Genomic DNA, 18,621 nt, shown 5'->3' with positions numbered 1-18,621 from the left:
AGGGTTCGGTTTGTTGTCATGGGATTGGTTTTGCCATCCCCGACGGATCGTACCGACGGCCAATGACAGTTCTGTCTCGCTATGAGATGCCGAGATCACCCGTTGTCCAAACAGGGCTACTTTGACAACTGTGCGTCATCTGCTCGCTGCTCTGTTGGCCATCGCAGTCGGCTGCGGCAACGCAACCGAGACCGCCCATCAGGCTGAACCCATCCCCTCTCCGACCCCGGCGCACACGATTCCGGCCACTCCACCCCCTGCCCCGACGGCTTCTTCATCGCCGACGGCGACCGAAACGGCGGTCTACGAGACAGCTTCGGGACTTGAGTGCTACACCAAACTGTCCGCCGACGTTCAATACGAGCACGGCATGGCGGTCGCCGAGGAAGACGTCGAGGGGTTCTCCACGCTGGGAGAGGCCGTGTCGGACTGGTGGGAGAACAGGCCCGACAGGTACAGAGACCCCGATGATCCCCTGACCCGATCCCCCGAAGAGGCCAACACGGTCGCTTTCCGCGATGAACGCGGCAACGCCCAACTGCTACTGCACGGCGAGCAGTTCAGCAAAGGCGTGTGGGCAGTCGGCAGAGCCGAATTCTGCTCCTCCTCGATTGGAAAAATCCGATGAGATACCGCAGCCACCGCCTATGCCCAGGATGCTCGGTCTTCTCTATTGATACTCAACAGCTAACGACCTGGAGCCACTTCCCCGTTTCACATGTCGGGCACACCGAACCCGTGACTGGAAGCGTCTCGCATTGGAGGCACATAACGCGGAACTCGCCGCCATCTCCGGCGCTGTCCTCAACGAAGTCGAATCGGTGCCGAAGCCGCAACGCGATCATCTCGTACTCGTCCATCATCGCCTGCTGTTGGTCCGTGGGACCGTCGGCCCACAGCTCCCTCAACCTTCCGGCCAACTCCGCCTTGCTGGCCTGCAACTCGTCTGCCTGCTCGTCGCTCAGCATCCTCACCGCATCCCACAACACGGTGCGCGTGGCCAACATCTGTCCTACCAAACCTTCGCCGGTGGACACTCGCCCACCCACAGGCACCGGCTCACCATCCATAAGAACCCCTCCTCCGCTCCCCAACAGCCAACTTCGGAAGACACCTGCGGCTATCCCAGCAGCAGCGCATCGAACAGCATCATGGGCCGCAGCCGACATCCCCACGCAAACCGGACAACCGCCCGAGATTCCGGCCACAGCCGTCCAATCCGGCCGGCTTTGGATCACACATCCCGCCAGACAGCAACCAGCCCAACCAGCCCTCTGCGGCATCGCCTCAAACTGTCATCCTGATCCATACCATGTCGATGCAGGGCAGTTGGCCGCCTGCACCCAGTTCACCACCGAGCAAGAGCGAGGAGTCGGACAATTGGACAGAGGGCCGATGGCTGCCGCAGGTACCCCTTCGGCAATAGGAGTCAGAGAGCATGACAAGCGATGAATTCGGCCCGATGAAGCCAAGCAGCCGCGTCCGGAGAGCTGTTTCCGGGTCCCTCCGCTGGTGGTCGCAATGGCGGCCGAAGAATACGGAAAAGCGGATGAGCGACGAGGCCCGGCAATGGCAGATGCTCGGCCCCCACGAGACGAAGATCATGGGGTTCCTAACAGCATGGCTGGCAGTCGTCGCGGTATTGGGGCGGGACAAGGTTGAGCACGCTCTGGAGGTGTCGCTAGCGCCACTTGCGGTGATGGTCACGGTTGGCCTGTTCATCATCTTGTTCGCTGGGGGCGAGTCCGGGTCCTCGGCACCGCGTCTATCAAGACATGTTGGATACGCGGGGGCGCTGATGGCGCTCTTCCTGTACTCGCCCTTGGCTGTGGTCGTCTACTACACGGTGCCCGACGGTGCCGGATGGGATGTGTTCAAGACGATTCTCGGGCTTGGCATCCTCACGGTAATCCTCCTCATGTTCGCCGCGGTGCCACGCGCATTCTTCGAGTCCATACGCGACTCAGGCAAGGCCCGCGAGAACGCCGAGGACTAGGTGGGGCTAGCGCTGTGGATGAAGGGCTGTTCACGAACCGGGAGATCGCCTCGATGGTCTGGCTCGGGGTGCTGCTGGCAGGCTTCTTGTGGGCTGGCCGGAGACAAGGCGGCACTATGGATTTGCTCAAGCCGGTTCTCGCGATCTTCCGCTTCTGGTTCGTGTGGGCGTATGTGGGATTGATGCTGGGAATTCTGGTTCCTGCTTCCATGCTGGGAATCTGGGAGTCGGGTCTTTGGAAAACGACAGTCCTCTGGCTTCTGCTGGCAGGGTTCGGCCTGTTCTCCAAGTTCACCGAGGCCATCGAGGAGCCGGGGTTCTTCAAACGGGAGATTCTCCGTTCGATTGGTGTTGTGGTCTTCGTTGAGTTCGTAGCGAACCTGGCCTCGTTCTCGCTGTGGGTCGAGCTACTTGCCCAGCCGGTCTTGTTCACCTGCATTGTTGTAGTCGGATTGCCCGAGAGATTCCCGAAACAAGCTCAACCCGCCAAGATGGCGAACAGATGCCTGAGCATCTACGGGTTAGGGGCGCTGGCCTGGGGGATCATGCGCCTAATGAGCGACTGGGCAGACATCGACCAGAGTGACCTAGCGAGAGAGTTCTTGCTGCCTGTCTGGCTGACGGCCATAGCGCTGATCTATGTGTACCTGCTAGCGGTGTACTCGACCTACCAGCGCGCATTCAAGCAGATGCGCTCCGCCGCCAAAGGGCAGCCGGTTCACTCCCGCTTCCTTGCTGTGGTGCTGCTGGCAGGGAGACACCCCAATCGCCTGCGAGTCCTTCGCCGTGCAGGGGGATGGCGCTTCGCCCACACATCCGGGTTCAAGGATGCCTGGAACGAAGTCGGGCAGATCATTGACGAAGACCGTAAGCGCGTCGCCGCCGAGGAGGTTGCTGAACGCCGACTCGTCGATAACTCCGGTGTCGCCGGTGTCGATTCCGACGGCAATCAGCTCGACCAAAGAGAGCACAGCGAAACGATGGAAGCTCTGAGAAGCCTGGCCTTCGACCAGATGGGCGAGCATCGCAGAATAGGCAGATACCAGAACGAGAGCATGTCTCCGTCTCTGGAGAGGCGTTCAGAACAGAACTGCTTGCCCACCCCGAACGGCATCCGAATCCACGTCAGCAGCGACGGGCAGAGCTGGTGCGCGGAACGCCAGACCATCACAGGCCACTGGTTCGCCGTCGGAGCTGCCGGGCCGCCACCAGACATCTGGTACTACGACGGCCCTGAGCGTCCCAGCGGCTATCCAAATGAACTCGAATGGGACCAATGGCTCGGCGGCCACCACGCCGTCAACTGGAGTTAGCCAGCAGGGAAAGAACCACTATGAGGTTGCCAACGCGGGGTCCCTTTGGAGGGGCTGGTGCCAGCACCAACTGAGCTGACATGAAGTTGTACCCTCCCACTTGTGCATAGGAAATTGAAGTACCGCTCATGGGCGGCGATGGCCGCTGCTGTTGCCCTCGCCGCGACGCTGCTCGCTCCCGTCGCCTCGGCTCAGACCGTCGCGGACATCGAGACCAGGGACCAGTTGATCGCCAACCAGGAGAACCTGCTGAACACCTACCGCTGCCTGTTCGGCGTGGACACCGACGTGGTGCCAGGCGGCTGTCCCACCCCTGATGTGATCGCTCCTGGACCCGCTCCCGCGAATCCCACACAGAACGACATCGACGTGCGGGACGGGCTGATCCAGAACCAAGAGGCCCTGCTGAACGTCTACCGATGCCAGTTCGACGTTGACACCCAGCTCGTGCCCGGTGGATGTACCGCAGACGGCGGCGAAGTCGACCCGCAGGTAGGCGGAGGCACTGAGACAACTGTGATGGACGTGCTCAGCGCGTTGACCGTCGAAGCAGAGTACGGGGGTTCAGGATATGTGAGAGCCGACTTCGAGCATGACCGGGGCTACCTGTGCGACCACGCTGGGATCGACCCCTACACCGGCATCTCGTTCGATCCTTCTACCTGTGATGTGGACCACATCGTCGCCGCTCAGGAAGCGTTCGAGTCCGGCGCGTGGGCTTGGGACACGGCACGGCGGCGGGCCTTCGGGAACGAAGCTGAGAATCTGATCGCGACTCGTGATTGCGTCAACCGATCCAAAGGCGCGCGTGACATGGCCGAATGGTCGGGGCGGATTGGAAGCGGCGTGTGCGAAGGCACCGAGCTGATCGTCGAAGGGCGGTGCCTCCTCGCAACCAAGACCGTGCAGGTCAAGACCGCCTACTCCCTGTCAGTGGACACCGACGAGAAGAACGCGCTGGCCCGAGCACTCGAAGGCTGCGCAGGCCACAGCCTGCCAAGCACCACAACAGAACCAATCGCAGGGACAATCGAAACCGAATCCGACTGCCATCCCGCCTACAGCCCGTGCCTGCCGAACCTGCCAGGGGACGCTCTGAACTGCGGCGACCTGACTGCCAGCCAAAAGCCCGTCACCGTGTTAGTGCCAGGAGTAGACCCCTACCGACTCGATAGGGATGGGGATGGAAGGGGCTGCACGTCCTAACCATCGGCATAGACCCCTACCGCCTTAAACGCGACTGCGACGGATGGGGCTGTGAGCAGCAAGGGTAGAGTGATCCGTTTCGGCGATCTCAGCCTGTTTGCTACGACCTCATCGCCGAACAGAAACTCGTCTCCGCTCTGGTATCAAGAGCTGGCCCTTTCTGGCTCGACTGAGACTGAGAAGGGCGAGGTCCCACGTCTTGTACGGGATTCCGGTTGCAACGGTCATCTTGCTAAGCAGCCGCACCGGCTCGACACTTTTCGCCACTCCCGTGAGACTGCTTAGAAATCAGGAGCATTTGCGAGTTGCGACTTACTGACCGTTGCCTTCGACTTAGACGTATGGACGATAGACTCCACAAGATCAACGAACCATCCTTTTGCATATGGAGCTACCACTACTTCTTTAACAAGCACACCAATATCAACAGGGACAGGGATGCCTTTTACGTCAGGATAATCACCATGTTTGTAGGCGCGTACCTCCTTTTCGTGCTCAAACTCTATTTGTTTTGACAGATACGGCGGCGCGATTTCGTGCTCATAGGGAAACTTGTTGTAGTCTCTATAACTAATCTTGTCATAGAGTACCAAGTGTTCAATTTCGATACTGGTCTTCAGAGATTGAAAATCCGTCTTTATGGCAACGCCATCGTATTGTCCCGAATAAAGGCTCCACATTGCCGCCGATTCTCTTGAATCTGAATGCCAGCAATTTACGTATACAGTTTCGCGAGTTAGCTTATACAATTCAGATAGCGTATTTCTATAATCTTCCCATTCCGGTTCTTCTTTATTCATCAGGTATTCGTATTCTATTCTTGTAATGTTCCCCTCAAAGGGATCATCGAGTTGATCTACCCTACAAAAGAATAGAGACTGATCCAAGAATAGTGATACAAACCTTGTGAAATCCATATACCGCCACAGCGTTGTCTCAGGTGCAAGCGATTCAGACATATAATTCTCCCGGTTTCTATAGATATGATGTTTTGCTCGATGAAGCGCTGCCAAAATGCTCTTGCACGGAGTACGGCAATATGTGGTCGAACAAAAATGGCAAGCAACCGACAGAGCTTATACGGCAGTTTGACTTCTTGAACGGTGCAGTCGTCGGTCGCTCTTGATGATTCTCGTGTTCTGTGGTTTCCGTTGATGTCCCCGCCTACAAGAATTACTAACTCGCACGACACTGTTGTTGCCCCTTCCATCCTCTTTGAGGAACGATTATTTTGATTATCCTTCATATCTGGCTAGGCGAGCCATCTTCCAACGCGTTTCCTCCATTTGTGCCCTCAGTCGTTCTACAGCAGATGTCAACTCGCTTATTTGTCGGGCCAGGTCATCTTGTTCGGTTTCTTCTTTGCTTCTGGTGAACCAGGCTGCGAGGTTCGCGGTGATGACTCCAAGGACGGTTATCCCTGCGAGCATAAGGATGATTGCTACTGCTTTGCCCCCGCCCGTTGTCGGTGAGATGTCGCCGTAGCCGACGGTGGTCATGGTCACGATTGCCCACCAGATCGTCTCTCCCCAAGAGTCGATGTCGCCGTAGCCGACGGTGGTCATGGTCACGATTGCCCACCAGATCGTCTCTCCCCAAGAGTCGATGTCGCCGCCGCCATCGTCCTCGAAGAACCAGACCCCGGCCGCCGAGGCTGCAATCAGCACGACGGCAGCGGCCAGGACGTAGCGACCCGACGTGCCAGCCCATATCCGCTTGGCGGTGTGCCAGCCCCTCTCGGCGAACGCCACCAACCTGAGAATCTTCAGAACCTTCAGAACCCGCACCGAACGCAAAGCACGCAACGGCATCAGCACGGGCATCACCGTCAAAGCGACTATGGCGAAGTCGTACGACTTTCTGGCCGCGTACCGTCTGCGGCCTGGTCCGTGAAGAACCATCCTCACCCCAAGCTCGACGGCGAACGCCCCTGTGATCGCCCAGTTCAACGGCACGGCTATTGACTCCACCCACGAAACCGACCGCTCAAACACCAAGAGCGGGATGCTGCCCAACGCCAAGACCAGCATCGGCCAATCCGCAGCGTCCTCCCACCGGGCAACAGCGTCAGAGCGTTGGGGAGAACTCATATCAGCGGTGAGTTTGCCACATGAGGCAGCCTCTCTTTCACAGCTCTTTGACCTGCGGCGACACCCAATTCCGCTCCTGATCCCAGCTCTATCATTTCCCAATCTTAGGTTTGACGCTTCGGCCGCCCTCTCGGGTGGGCCGCTGACCTGCCGGTATGCCCAGTCCTCGCTCTTGCCGAGACCTGGGAAATCGTGCAGCCATCAGTCATTGCCCATGCCAGACTGTCGGAGTGTGCCAACCGTTAAATTGCCTCAGTGTGCAGGAGATTCCCCTCTCCGACGGACTCCGCGAATCGCAGTTGCGCGTATGCCCCACAGGAGCTTGAGCAAAATGCCTGACGATCAAGACCTATCCGAACAGATTGCGCGGCTTGCTGCCCGATCTACCCCACATATCCACCTAGCGTCCTCGGCATGGCAGTCGCAACTTGCGACAGGCTGGCTGCAATCGTCCTTCGCGAATATCCAAACGAGTATTGACCTCTATCAGGAGCACATAACCGGCTCTACGCGTTGAAGCTGGGACGTCGGGTTCTGATTTTTGTGACGGGTTGAGTTTCGCGTGGTTTTTGTCCGGCTGCCAGCAGGATTCTGAGCCGGTAGTTGGTGAAGTTGCGGAAGCCTCTGGCTGAGCGTTTTATGTCTTTGATTTTGGCGTTGGCTGCTTCGGTTCGCCCGTTGTGGGCTCGGGTTGCGATGCTGGTGTGGATTTCTGTTTGCCAGCTTTTGAGGGTGCGGGCGAGGCGGTGCAGCTCGGGGGCCGCTTCGGGGGCTTGGCACCAGGAGATTGCGTCATCTAGCCGGGCGGCGGCTTGGTCGGGGCCGGCGGTTTTGAACACGGCCCGGACTTTTTCTTTGGCCTCCCAGCAGTCGGCGACCTCGTCGTAGGGGTCGCCCGCGTCGAGGGCTGCTCGCAGCCGGTCCCAGCCGGTGGCATCGAGGCGCTCTTGGCCCGTCAACAGCAGTTTGCGGGCCCCGTAGAGGGGGTCGCCTTTGCGGCCCCGGTGGCCGGTTGTGTCGTTTTGGGTGCGGCGGCGGCACCGGTCAACAGCCTGGTTCGCCAAGCGCACGACGTGGAACGGATCCACCGCGATCTGGGTGCCGGCCCGCAGGCGATCACCGCGCAGCGACCTGATGGCGCTGCGGTAGCCCTCGTGGGGGTCGATGCAAACCACCTCGACGGCCCGTACCCATTCCCGCGCCTGCTTGGACACCCATTTACGGAGGTCAGCGGAGTCTCGGCCCTCGAACACGTCGACGACCCGCCCGGTGTCGGCATCAACCGCGGCGGTGATGAACCGGCGGCGGCGGCGCCGCGAGGCCGAGGCCATCACCGTCTCGTCGAATCCGAGCTTGGCAACCGGCCCAACCCGTCTGCTGCTGGCCGCAGCCTGCTCGGCGGCAGAGGCGATGTGGGACCACATCGTGTGCCAGGCGACACCGAGCTGGCGGGCCAAAGACGCCACCGACCCCTCCACAGCTGCCAGCCTGCCCACAGCCCACCTCGCGGCTCTTTCGGTCAATACCCGCCGCGGCCCCGCCAGCTCGGACCGCTCGGTCCAAGACCCCTTCGCGCAGTGGGCGTCGGGGCACACCCAGACCCGCTTGTTCCACACCACCTGCTGCGGGCGCCCGCCGCTGAAAGGAGCGTCCCTCAACACCACCTCCCGCCGCCCCTTGGAGCGGGCCCGGCGCCCGCAACCATCGCAGAACACCGCCTGGCCTCCCGGGGACTGGACCCGCACAACCACCTCGCCGCCCACCTCTTCAACGCCGGTCACCTCCAACCCGAGCGCGCCGAACTCAACCGCTGAACTATCTTGAACCACCAGGGGCCTCCTGACTCTTGGACTGTGTCAGTCACAAGAATCGGCGAGGCCCCCTACCCAGTGGCGGACCCCCACAAACACCCCAGTCCCCGCTTCCACGCGAAGAGCCACATAACCGCCCAGGCCAACGCCATGAAGCTTTATTCGGAAGCTATGGCAGCCAGCAACGCTGTCTTCACAGACAAAGACAACATTCGCGTGTTCATGGAGCATGGATGGGTCATGCCGCTGCACACGCTTGCCGACGACGTTGAGCGGATTGTGAGCCTCTTTGAGGGTAATCCAGATGTCGCCGATGAGGAAATGTGCGCCATCTTTCAGGGAATGACCGATTACATCAAGAGCGGACTAATCAGAAGGTTCCATTCCCGCGCCCACATATTCAGTGAAGCCTTCGAGGCTCACGAAGCTGGGAAATACAATCTCTCCGTTCCTGTATTTCTGGCGCAGGCAGACGGAATATGGAATGAGCGAGGTGGAAATCATATCTTTCGAGGGAAGAGGGAAAAAGCGGTTGAGAAACATGCCGACGAATTCGTGAAAGACAGCCTCACCCGCAGTTTCATCCTTGCACTGAAAAGTCGCTCTTTTCCACTCTTCCAGTCCATGAGGCCGCATCCCGGTAGTTCCTACCCACTCAACAGGAACCTCGTCCTTCATGGAGACTCATTGGACTATGGGACACGGAAAAACAGCTTTCAGGCTATGGCGTTCCTTGACTACTGCGGAATTATCTTGCCTGACCTGCCCGACGAATAGCTTTGCCTCCGGCAGTTAGAACGCGCCTTCAGACTTAGCTTCTAAGCACTCGTAAGGACTTCATCGTACATTTGTTGCTTCTTCTCCTTCGCAGCCTCATTTGCCTCTACCTCGATCCAGCTTTCGACTGCCAATGTCAGGTCTGCCCGGCAATAGGGACAGCATTCCCTGTCCAGCCAGAAATCAGGGCGAACGATCACTCTCTCCCGACCACATTCCGGGCATGAACCCCGTAGGTGTGCAAGCCCCCATAGTTTGAACATGGGGCCAGGATATCCAAGTTTTACTGGAGCACCGTGTCTTTCATAGACACCCGCGCACTTGCCCCAACTGGTGCTTCCGGTTTCCAGCATTGGAACAGGTGTGGGTGCCAGTCCTCTAGCCCGTCTTGTCCATCCCGTATGATTTTGCCCTCATTGATCTCTTGAAACAAGAAATGCCGTGAGGCCACCGACTGCCGCACCGTCCTTGTGACCGAATCATCAGGGCCTAGGTTGCGTTGACCTCAACTCCGACCAGGAACCCGTCCTGGTGCGTGTACCTGGAGCCGACCCCTACCGGGTGGACCGTGGCGGGGACTTGTATGGCTGCACGTCCTGACCTTCCAGTCGGGTGGTCATCGGCGGTTGATATTGATGTGCGTTGGTGAGTTCCAGGTCACAGAAGAGTGGTGCTCTTTGGGACCGTCGGCTTTTTCGTCGCTTTGGCTGTGACGGGAATGACCCCGGGGTCTTCGAGGTCTGCTGTGGAGATCAGCGGACCAGAGAGCACGTTGTCGAGCAGGTTCTTCTGTCTGGTCTCTAGGTCTGCGAGCATTGTCAGCAAGTTGATGAGCTGGAGCAGTTCTGTTGTGAATTCCGCCGTCCAAGTTCTCTGTGTGATCTTGTCGAGGTCGGAGGATGGGTTTCCCTCTGGTTCTCGTTTGCGTGAGCGGAACCAGTGTCTTAGGGCGTTCATGCCCGACACTTCATAGGCCCAGGCTGATTCTTCGACGGGGCCTATGATGCCCTCGCCGACGATGAGTTCTCTTTTGAGGGGGTCGTAGTCGATTTCGTTCGGCATCTCTTGTTCTGAGGTTGGTATGGACTTGAGCACCTTGGGTCTGCGCGGAGGCTCCAGCAGCGGTGGCCCGTGGGGTCTGGTGTCGGTGTCATCAGCGAATCGCTCGCCGTAGGTGTGGAGCCAGATGACTTCAGCGCCGATCCTCACTGCCTCTTCGTATAGCGCTCGGTCCCCTGTGAGGGGAACTCTTAGGCCAGGGGTTTGGAGGCCGACAAGTAGCTGCTCTGTGTAGGCGGGCGCACCAGCGATTGCTGCGACATAGGCGAACAGTTCCCGCGCCGAGGTTGTCTCGTTGTGGATCGTAGCGATGAAGTCGAGTAGCCCAGGTGCAATGTTCGGAGACGACGCGTCGGGATCGCGCCAAAGGGGGAACACCCTGCCGCCGCGACCGTGATAGTGGTCAAGGTCTGGTACCAGGCCGGAGAACGTGATCGCCGGGCCAGACTTGGGAACCGTGCGGTGGAGAGCGGTCAGATATACCTGGTTGTCGCCGCGCACATACCAGAGGGACGGGTTGGGCCGGTTGATTACCCGCTTGTCAGCCACCAGATGTTGGCGGTCGAACGACCGGAACGCTATTCGTTCGGTCGGGCACACCTGTGTTTTCTCGTGTCCAATCGAAGTCTTGGGCGGGTCGTACCCCCACAGGTTGTCCTCCAACCTCGTGTCCAGGTTCCTGTCTCGGGGGTGGGGGTCGAGAAGTTGGGATTTTTCCTCGCGGTCCGGCTCCCGGATGAGTTTTGACCAGCGCGCGTTGAGGACTTCGCTGTTGGGTCCGATCACCCATCTTCGACCGGGCATCGTCCCGGAACCAGACCAGGGGAAGAAGTCATCCAGCGATGGGTAGGAAGCCCAATCAGAAGACCCTTCGGGCGTGAGTGGTGCCTTCCACTTGGTCGGCGCGAGGGACCACTGGGAGTCGTCGTCCAGGTCTAGTGATGCCAGCTCTTGGAACTTGGCCGAACGGTGGCCGGGTTTGAGCTGTCTGAAGCGGACGGTAGCGGGAGTGTCCGAGTCGGTTGTCCCGTCTTTGAGAGCTATGACAATGCAAATCGGCTGCTGGACCCCTTGAAATACCCTCGTCGGAACATCTGGCTGGTGGCCTTCGGGGGTCGTGTCGATGACCCAAAGTTCGTCGGCTGTGCGCCTCAGGTAGTCGCGCATCTTGGCGAAGCCCGGCCCGCCCAAGAACCCCGAAGCGGTGACAAAGGAAACAATGCCGTGGGGGCTGTCCTCGTGGCGGTCAAACACCTTCCAAGTAGCCCAGCGCCAGAAGTAGACGTAGGGGTTGTACAGGTGCTTGACATGTGGCGAGAGTTCCCACTCCGCGGGTGGTAGAAAGTCCTTGAGCGGCGGCTCGTTTGCCGATTCGTCGCCGGATTCGATCCACCTTCCCTTTCCCTTCGATTTCTCCTTGTAGGGGGGATTGCCGATGACCACGACGACGGGCTCGTCGGCCTTCACTTTGTTGGCGTTGCGGCGCGATTGGGCGATGGGTTCGTATACCGAGCCGAGCCGAGTCACTTCCACGAAGGGGTCGTCGAGGGTGTTCGCAACGTAGATTCGCAAGTCCTCCTCGGGCACTTTGGCTCCACGTCTGCGGTACTCCTCCGAGAGCCTGAGTTCCGCGACGCTATACGGGCCGGTCTGCAACTCGAAGCCGATGAGCCTCTTCGCGGCTGTTTCGAGCTGCGGTCCCACAGCGCCCAGTCCTTCTGAATCCTCGACTGTTCGTGCTATCCGGTCGATGACCCGGAACAGGAAAGTGCCGGTTCCACAGGCTGGATCGACCACCGTGACGCCTGGCGATGCAAGCCCTTGTCGATTCTTGAGGCGTGAGCGCACGAGGCTGTCGGTGATCTTCACCATGAAGTCGACCACCTCTACCGGGGTGTAGTAGCTCCCGGACTTCTTGCGCTGATCGTTGTCGTATTCGGCCAGGAAGTCCTCGTAGAACAACAGCCATTTGTCTGGGTCGCCGTCGGACAGCCGGTCCCATTCAACGACCGACAGCACCCGAACAAGTGCCCAGACCGAAGTGGCAAGGCTGTCGAGAATTGTCTGGTCCGTGAGGAGCGAAAGGGCCGTGCCGATAAGCCCGTGCCTGGTGTTGAGCTGCTTCGCTATCGAATTGAAGTTTGGATTCTCCCCGTTCAGGGTGGCGGCGTTCAGGTCGATCCCCTCGACTCGCGCGAGGAGCAGGGCGAAAGTGATTGTTTGGGCATATTGGTCCGCAAACTGCTTGTCGGTCGCCTCGGGATAGAGCATGTCCCGCCAATCTGCCTGCAAGCTCTTCAATCCCGAGGAGCCGCCAATCATCTCCAGTACCTCCAGTCTCAGGAGTCGGCAAAGGCGCGCCGTCGTCTCGGCCAGCTGCCGCACAGAAACAGGCGCAACGGGTTCCCACCCGAGAAAATTGGAGAGCAGGAGTGCTAGCTCGGCATCATCAGCGCTCAGGTCCGGGCCTGACCGATCCACGTCACCCTGCAACCTCACGAGACCGCCGACTCGCTCACCTGCCCGGTACAGGCCCCACTCGTTCCCGTCGGTATACAAGATGTTCGGAAGCGCCGACAGGCGTTTCCACTGCTCCTTGTCATGCGCTTCTCGGAACCGCCTCGTGTCCGCCCCCTTGCCCGGAGCCTTCACCTCGATATGGCCCACAAGCAGTTGATCCACAAGCACGGCAAAGTCAGGCTTGACCCCCAGATCGCTAAGAGCGCTCTCACCCGCCAGCACTGGCACATCAATCCCGAGGGCCACCGCTATCCCAGTTACCAGGACTTCGACTGGAGCACGAAGCTGGTCCTCCGGCTCGCCCAGCCCACTTTCTGACTTCTCTGTGACAGCGCGTCCGAATTCCGAGACGAGAGGCTGAAGTTCTGAAAGAGAGATCAATTCATCGGCCTTTCGGGTCAGGGAAGTCGACAGCCGACCACATCCAAGATCGTTATGGGCGGCCTACGAAGACTAGTCGGGTGTCCAAACGGCCCTAAGCAGGTCCCTGAACTCCTGCACTTGCTTCCAAGGCACTGCCGTAGTCGGTCATCGTCGCAGAATTCCTCTTTTCCTCGTCGGCACTGGGCAGGCCGGATCACTAGCGGTGTGTTCGTTACCCCAGAGGTCGGCGTAGAGGGCCTTTTCAGTCAGGCAACGATGTCGATATCAGGCCAGGTGAAGCCGGGGAACAAGCTGGCCGTCGGTCGGAGCGGACCTGCGGCTTCCATCACCTTGTCTCCGCTCGACTTCCTCACCACCGGAGCGATCTTGCCTGGGTGCGACCACATCAGCGTGAGGTCGAAGAAACTGTGCCTTCGCAGGCAGCACCCCGACGTGAACCACCGCTACTAACGCTGTAGGCGCAGGTTGCGATTCTCAAAGAGGTGCGCCATTGGGGAGGCGCAGGCCAATGCAAATGATGTTGCCAAGTTGTCAACACCCTTGTGTGTTGTGTGTGTGGCAGGTAGCAGTGTGGCTGATGTTCTCCGCAGCGTCAGGGAAGCCACGGGCCAGTCCTTGCGAAGCGCTGCGAAAGAACTCGGCGTGGACCCGTCGTACCTCTCTCGGGTAGAGACGGGGGAGCGGCAGCCGTCGGCTGACCTATGCCAGCGCGCCGGGAGCCTCTACGAGATTGACGGCGATTCCCTTGCATTGTCCGCTGGCGACATACCTGCCGACATAGTGGAAATCCTCAGACGGCATCCAGAGCTTCTCGTTGAAATTCGTATGCGGTATGGCCAATCCCGCTAATGCCTATCTCAACCAGACCCTCGCCGGAACCTACCGGCTCGTTGCCCATATCGGCGACGGCAACTTCTCGCATGTTGTTCAAAGCCACCGACCAGCAAACCGGCACCCTGGTGGCGGTGAAGAAACTGCTCCCTGACGCTGCTAACAGCCCAGCCTCGGGAATCGAGTTCAGAACTGCAACCGGCACGGCAGGTCAAGAAGGGTTCCGCGGGCTGTGGCTGCTTCCTCGACTGGAGTGCCACCGAAGATGCCGGGCCGCGCCGCTTTTGGTCGGCCGGGTGTTGGCTGCGGAGCCGCGGAGCACCCGCCGTTGACAGCACTGGAGGCGGTTCTAGGCGGGGGGCGGAAGACACGGGCGAGTACGTTTTTCGCGTTTTTCGCGGCCTGAGCAAACTTTTTTTCAACTTGTTTGCCCAGCTCAGGGTAGACGGGTCCAAGTTTTTTCCTCTCGGAACGGGACTCCTAGGGACAGTGCGTATCCCACTGTGTGTTGCCTGCCGAAGGTGGGCATACATAGCGCACCGGGGTGCCCCATTTGTCGTCACGGACTGTGGGCACCCCGGTGCAGAAACCTCAAGGAGGTCTATCTCGTGGGAGGTGATATCACGATTGCTGCCTGGGAACGCCAGGCGATCCAGGTACAACTGTCGCTGTTCCCGCCGGGTGTCTCCCTGTTCGTCCCGCCGGGCGGGCCGGGGATGCGGACGCAGCGCATAGGCACGTCAGCTTCCTCCGAGTGTCCGGCAGCTGAGACCACCCCGTCGGCGGCCGCCGACCAATTGTCAAGCGTGGGATCGTACCCGTTCCAGCACGACCGGGCCGGGGCGTTGTCCCACTCGGGGCCCGGTGCCAGTCCTCGCAAGATGCGACAGGTGCGCCGGCGGCCATCGGGGCCGCATCTGGCGAATAACGGCACGAGTTAGTCGACCTGGAACACACATTGCACGGCTGTGGCCAGCGGAGCGCACTCACCATGTACCTGTCGGCTTCAGCTGGTAGCACTGGCTTCACGGTGTTGATGAAGGTCGCCGCGGCTGGGAACAGGCAATAGGACTCGGCAGCCTCTACAGCTACTGATGGCCGTTGCCTTCCGGCAATCTCCCGAAATTAATCCAGCGGCCCGGCGACGCCCCCTTCACGGCCACCAGCAGAACCGGCCCCCCACACCCGCCTATTTGAGCTCCAAGAACTGTGCCCACTGGTCCATGAGCTTGCGGCGCTTGGCGAACGCGTCGCCGCGGATGTACGCCTGTTGCACCGAGTCGCCCAGGCTGTGGGCCAACGCGGCCTCGCACACCGCCCAGGGGGTGTCGGTCTCCTCCAGCGCCCACGTCCTGAAACTAGCCCGGAAGCCGTGGACGGTGGCCCGGTCGGCGAGCCCGATATCGCGAAGGAGCTTCGTCAGGGTCATGTCGCTGAGCGGATGTCCCGGCTTGAGCGGCGACGGGAAGATCAAATCGGAGCCGTCGTGGTGGTCCTTGGCCTGATCCAGCACGGCCATTACGGCCTCTGACAGCGGCACCCGGTGCTCGCTCGCGGCCTTCATTCTCTCTGCCGGTATCCGCCACTCGCAGGCTCCGAACTCGATCTCGTCCCAAGTTGCGTTCCGGGCCTCGCCGGAGCGGGCCGCGGTCAACACCAAAAACCGCAAGCACAGCTTCGCCGAAGGCGACGCCTTGGTCTGGTCCACGACGGTGAGCGCGTCGGCGACCTCGGCATAGGGCAGCGACCGGAAATGCGATTGCACCTTGGGCATCGGGGGCAGAGCCCCGTCGATGACCTCTCCGGCGACGTTGAACTGTACGTAGCCGTGGGCCATCGCCCAGCGCAAGATGGTGCGGATTCGCTGGCGGGTCTTTCTTGCCACCTCGGGGCGGGTGGTCCAGATCGGGGTCAGGACGCGGAGAACGTCGGACTGGGTGATGCGGTCCACCCTCATGTCTCCGATCTCCTTGAAGACGTGGTTCTCCAGCGACGCCCACCAGTTAGTGGCGTGCCGCTCGCTTCGCCACCGCGGCCGGTTCGTGTCAAACACCGCTTGGGCTGCCTCTCTGAAGTCAGGAGCTTCGCGCCGGCGATTGTCGGCAACAGGGTCGCGGCCGTCGACTACGGCTGTGCGGTGCTCCAATGCTTTTCTGCGGGCGTCAACGAGGCTCACCTCCGGCCAGCCGCCCAATCCCATGTCGCGGCGGCGTCCGTCCACGGTGAGGCGCAGGAACCAAGACTTGGACCCGCCGTTGGTGACGCGCAGGTGCAGGCCCTGCCCGTCGTGGTATTTCCCCGGCCCGGCTGCTTTGACTCTCGCGGCGGTGAGAAGTCCCATCGTGTCCTCCAGTCTGTCCCACAATCTGTCCCACACTTTTTGTGGGACTGTGCGGCAAAAGCTAGGCACAGTATAACAGCCTGAAGTGACAGAAACCCTTGTTGCGCTGGGGATTTAGGGCACACTTGGGAACACCCGGCAAGGGCGAAGAACCGTGGTTTGTACCCCCAACGGGATTCGAACCCGTGTTACCGCCTTGAAAGGGCGGCGTCCTAGGCCGCTGGACGATGGGGGCTCTCAACCCGCTTGGGCCGCTTGACGATAGCAGCCCGGTATGTCGGAACCTCATTGAAAAAGAGATACGATGACCTCTACCAGATTCCCGGGATGGGGCGGAGGAGGCAAGAGCGTGGAGAACGAGGTCTGGCGCTGGCTTTGGACATGCTCCGCGGTGGTCTTCTCGCTGGCCGAGGTGTTCACCGCCGGGTTCTTCCTGTTGCCCTTCGCCATCGGAGCGGCCGCGGCCGCGGTCTTGGCCTGGACAGACGTCCACATCCTCTGGCAGTGGCTGGTTTTCTTTGTGGGCAGCGCGACCAGCTTCGTCTACCTGCGCCGGTTCGTTCGCCGTCTGGACAACGATGAGCAGCCCCGAGTCGGCGCCTATCGGCTTATCGACGCCCATGGCAAGATCATCGAGCGGGTGGACGATGACGCGCAGACCGGCATGGTGCGAATCGGGGGCGAGGAGTGGCGGGCCTCAGCCACCGAACCCATCGAGGTCGACACGAGGGTAATGGTCACCGAGATCGACGGCACCCGCCTGGTGGTAGTGCCCACTCCCGAAGAGCAAACAACTGATAACGCAGAAAGCTAGGTAGCAGTCATGGAACCAGTTATCGCCCTATTCGTCATCATCGCGCTGGCGCTCATCCTCATCGCCGCGCTGGGCATTCGCATCATCCGCCCCTATGAGCGGGGCCTCATCGAGATGCTGGGCCGCTACCAGCACACGGTGGACTCGGGCCTTCGCTGGATACTCCCGTTTGTGCAGCGCATCAGCAAGGTGGACATGCGCGAGCGGGTCATCGACGTGCCCCCCCAGGAGGTAATCACCAAGGACAACGTGGTGGTCACGGTGGACGCGGTGATCTTCTTCGAGGCCACCGACCCGGTGAAGCTCAAGTACAACGTGGGCAACTTCCAACTGGCGGTCACCAAACTGGCCCAGACCAACCTGCGCAACGTGATCGGCGACCTCGACCTCGACGCCGCCCTCACCTCCCGGGAGCTCATCAACGGCAAGCTGCGCCAGATCCTCGACGACGCCACCGACAAGTGGGGGACCCGGGTGGTGCGAGTAGAGATCCAGCGCATCGAGCCGCCGCCCGACGTCACCGAGGCCATGCACCGCCAGATGAAGGCCGAGCGCGACCGCCGGGCCATCGTCACCGAGGCCGAGGGCGACAAGCGGTCGGCCATCTTGCGCTCCGAGGGTCTCAAGCAGAGCCAAATCCTCGAAGCCGAGGGCGAGGCCGAGGCCATCAAGCGGGTGGCCGACGCCGACCGCTATCAGAAGGAGACCGTGGCCCAAGGCGAGGCCAACGCCATCGAGTCGGTGTTCGGCGCCATCCACAACGGCGACCCCACCCCCGACCTGATCGCCATCCGCTATCTCGAAGCCCTCCAAGAGGTGGCCGACGGCCAGGCCACCAAGATCTTCCTGCCCCTCGACACCAGCGGCTTCACCAACGCGGTGGCCTCTCTGACGGAAATCGCACGAGCCGGCCAGGGCGAACCGGCCTCTCGACCAATCGAGGAAGACGAAGAGTCATAACTCGGAGGCCGACACCTCCACCAGATGCTCGAGCAGCCAGCCCAGATACCAGTAAGCCGATCGGGCAACTGATTCGGGGGTGTCCTCACCTTCTTCGTCGAAGTCGACTTCGTCTTCCTCGCTGACCTCTAGTCGGGTGCCGAGCACCAACCGGATGTCGTTGACCGCTCCCATCCATGCGGCTAGCTGCTCTTGAGTGAGATCAGTGGCCTCGGCTAACCCGCCCACCATGTCGAGGCGGTCCAGCCGTTTTGACACCAGTTCGTCTCTTACCAGCTCTCGGAATTCGGCCTCGGCCTCGGGGTCGTCGGGCCGCGCGGTGGGAAAGAGCCGGGTCAGCATCTCGTCGCCGGGGTCGTCGGCCAGCAATGCCCGCAGGTCGGGAACGATGGCGGCGATCAGCGCTCGCTCCTCCTCCCGCAGGTTCAGGCTGTATGTCCCGTCCCCGTTGGGGGACACCGGACGTCGAGGAGCCATCAGCTACCTGCAATCCAGATGCCGGTCGATGTCTTGTGTACT

16 protein-coding genes and 1 tRNA gene are annotated in these 18,621 nt (G+C 60.6%); 9 read left to right on the top strand and 8 right to left on the bottom strand.

Features of this window, described 5'->3' with window-relative positions; all coding sequences use genetic code 11:
- Positions 1-130: 130 nt before the first annotated feature.
- The gene (locus ACOGXA_RS11160; protein WP_419923946.1) at positions 131-628 is read left to right on the top strand and encodes a hypothetical protein; all 498 of its coding nucleotides are present in this window, start codon (positions 131-133) and stop codon (positions 626-628) included.
- A gap of 52 nt (positions 629-680) precedes the next feature.
- On the opposite strand, the gene ACOGXA_RS11155 is transcribed toward ACOGXA_RS11160, so the two are convergent.
- Positions 681-1,007, bottom strand: coding sequence for a hypothetical protein (locus tag ACOGXA_RS11155; protein ID WP_419923945.1), 327 nt, complete (start codon positions 1,005-1,007; stop codon positions 681-683).
- Between the two features lie 542 nt (positions 1,008-1,549).
- Between ACOGXA_RS11155 and ACOGXA_RS11150 the strand changes: the two genes are divergently transcribed.
- The 3 genes from ACOGXA_RS11150 (at position 1,550) to ACOGXA_RS11140 (ending at position 4,515) form a co-directional block, all read left to right on the top strand.
- Entirely contained in the window at positions 1,550-1,996 is a 447-nt protein-coding gene (locus tag ACOGXA_RS11150; protein WP_419923944.1) for a hypothetical protein, read from the top strand.
- Positions 1,997-2,010: 14 nt separating this feature from the next.
- Positions 2,011-3,309, top strand: coding sequence for a hypothetical protein (locus ACOGXA_RS11145; RefSeq protein WP_419923943.1), 1,299 nt, complete (start codon positions 2,011-2,013; stop codon positions 3,307-3,309).
- Positions 3,310-3,411: 102 nt separating this feature from the next.
- Complete coding sequence (locus ACOGXA_RS11140) at positions 3,412-4,515, top strand: GmrSD restriction endonuclease domain-containing protein (RefSeq protein WP_419923942.1); 1,104 nt, start codon at positions 3,412-3,414, stop codon at positions 4,513-4,515.
- A gap of 281 nt (positions 4,516-4,796) precedes the next feature.
- Here the strand turns inward: ACOGXA_RS11140 and ACOGXA_RS11135 are convergent, their stop codons facing one another.
- The 3 genes from ACOGXA_RS11135 to ACOGXA_RS11125 form a co-directional block, all read right to left on the bottom strand.
- Complete coding sequence (locus tag ACOGXA_RS11135) at positions 4,797-5,474, bottom strand: DUF2971 domain-containing protein (RefSeq protein WP_419923941.1); 678 nt, start codon at positions 5,472-5,474, stop codon at positions 4,797-4,799.
- A 276-nt stretch (positions 5,475-5,750) separates the two neighbouring features.
- A complete protein-coding gene (locus tag ACOGXA_RS11130) occupies positions 5,751-6,545 on the bottom strand; it encodes a potassium channel family protein (RefSeq protein WP_419923940.1) in 795 nt (264 codons plus the stop codon).
- A gap of 566 nt (positions 6,546-7,111) precedes the next feature.
- Complete coding sequence (locus tag ACOGXA_RS11125) at positions 7,112-8,434, bottom strand: ISL3 family transposase (RefSeq protein ID WP_419923939.1); 1,323 nt, start codon at positions 8,432-8,434, stop codon at positions 7,112-7,114.
- 24 nt (positions 8,435-8,458) lie between these two features.
- Here ACOGXA_RS11125 and ACOGXA_RS11120 point away from each other — a divergent pair, with 24 nt between their 5' ends.
- Entirely contained in the window at positions 8,459-9,193 is a 735-nt protein-coding gene (locus tag ACOGXA_RS11120; RefSeq protein WP_419923938.1) for a hypothetical protein, read from the top strand.
- Between the two features lie 657 nt (positions 9,194-9,850).
- Here ACOGXA_RS11120 and ACOGXA_RS11115 read toward each other — a convergent pair.
- On the bottom strand, positions 9,851-13,153 hold the full coding sequence (locus ACOGXA_RS11115) for a type ISP restriction/modification enzyme (protein ID WP_419923937.1): 3,303 nt from the start codon (positions 13,151-13,153) through the stop codon (positions 9,851-9,853).
- A 258-nt stretch (positions 13,154-13,411) separates the two neighbouring features.
- Between ACOGXA_RS11115 and ACOGXA_RS11110 the strand changes: the two genes are divergently transcribed.
- Together ACOGXA_RS11110 and ACOGXA_RS11105 are read left to right on the top strand one after the other, a co-directional pair.
- Entirely contained in the window at positions 13,412-13,606 is a 195-nt protein-coding gene (locus tag ACOGXA_RS11110; RefSeq protein WP_419923936.1) for a hypothetical protein, read from the top strand.
- 99 nt (positions 13,607-13,705) lie between these two features.
- Positions 13,706-14,005, top strand: a complete 300-nt coding sequence (locus ACOGXA_RS11105; protein WP_419923935.1) for a helix-turn-helix domain-containing protein — start codon at positions 13,706-13,708, stop codon at positions 14,003-14,005.
- Positions 14,006-15,176: 1,171 nt separating this feature from the next.
- Here ACOGXA_RS11105 and ACOGXA_RS11100 read toward each other — a convergent pair.
- Together ACOGXA_RS11100 and ACOGXA_RS11095 are read right to left on the bottom strand one after the other, a co-directional pair.
- On the bottom strand, positions 15,177-16,328 hold the full coding sequence (locus ACOGXA_RS11100) for a tyrosine-type recombinase/integrase (protein WP_419923934.1): 1,152 nt from the start codon (positions 16,326-16,328) through the stop codon (positions 15,177-15,179).
- A 162-nt stretch (positions 16,329-16,490) separates the two neighbouring features.
- Positions 16,491-16,563 (bottom strand) — tRNA-Glu (locus ACOGXA_RS11095).
- Between the two features lie 69 nt (positions 16,564-16,632).
- On the opposite strand from ACOGXA_RS11095, the gene ACOGXA_RS11090 reads away from it, so the two are divergent.
- Both ACOGXA_RS11090 and ACOGXA_RS11085 read left to right on the top strand, forming a co-directional pair.
- Positions 16,633-17,142, top strand: coding sequence for an NfeD family protein (locus ACOGXA_RS11090; protein WP_419923933.1), 510 nt, complete (start codon positions 16,633-16,635; stop codon positions 17,140-17,142).
- Between the two features lie 9 nt (positions 17,143-17,151).
- Positions 17,152-18,102, top strand: coding sequence for an SPFH domain-containing protein (locus ACOGXA_RS11085; protein ID WP_419923932.1), 951 nt, complete (start codon positions 17,152-17,154; stop codon positions 18,100-18,102).
- Here ACOGXA_RS11085 and ACOGXA_RS11080 read toward each other — a convergent pair.
- The gene (locus ACOGXA_RS11080; protein ID WP_419923931.1) at positions 18,097-18,579 is read right to left on the bottom strand and encodes a DUF2017 family protein; all 483 of its coding nucleotides are present in this window, start codon (positions 18,577-18,579) and stop codon (positions 18,097-18,099) included. The genes ACOGXA_RS11085 and ACOGXA_RS11080 overlap by 6 nt on opposite strands.
- Between the last annotated feature and the right edge of the window lie 42 nt (positions 18,580-18,621).

The sequence above is a fragment of the Candidatus Poriferisocius sp. genome, from assembly GCF_965208475.1.
In the GTDB taxonomy this organism is placed as follows: Bacteria; Actinomycetota; Acidimicrobiia; order Acidimicrobiales; family Bin134; genus Poriferisocius.
The sequence above is the reverse complement of the archived record's forward strand: the minus strand, read 5'-3'. Positions and strand labels throughout refer to the sequence as shown.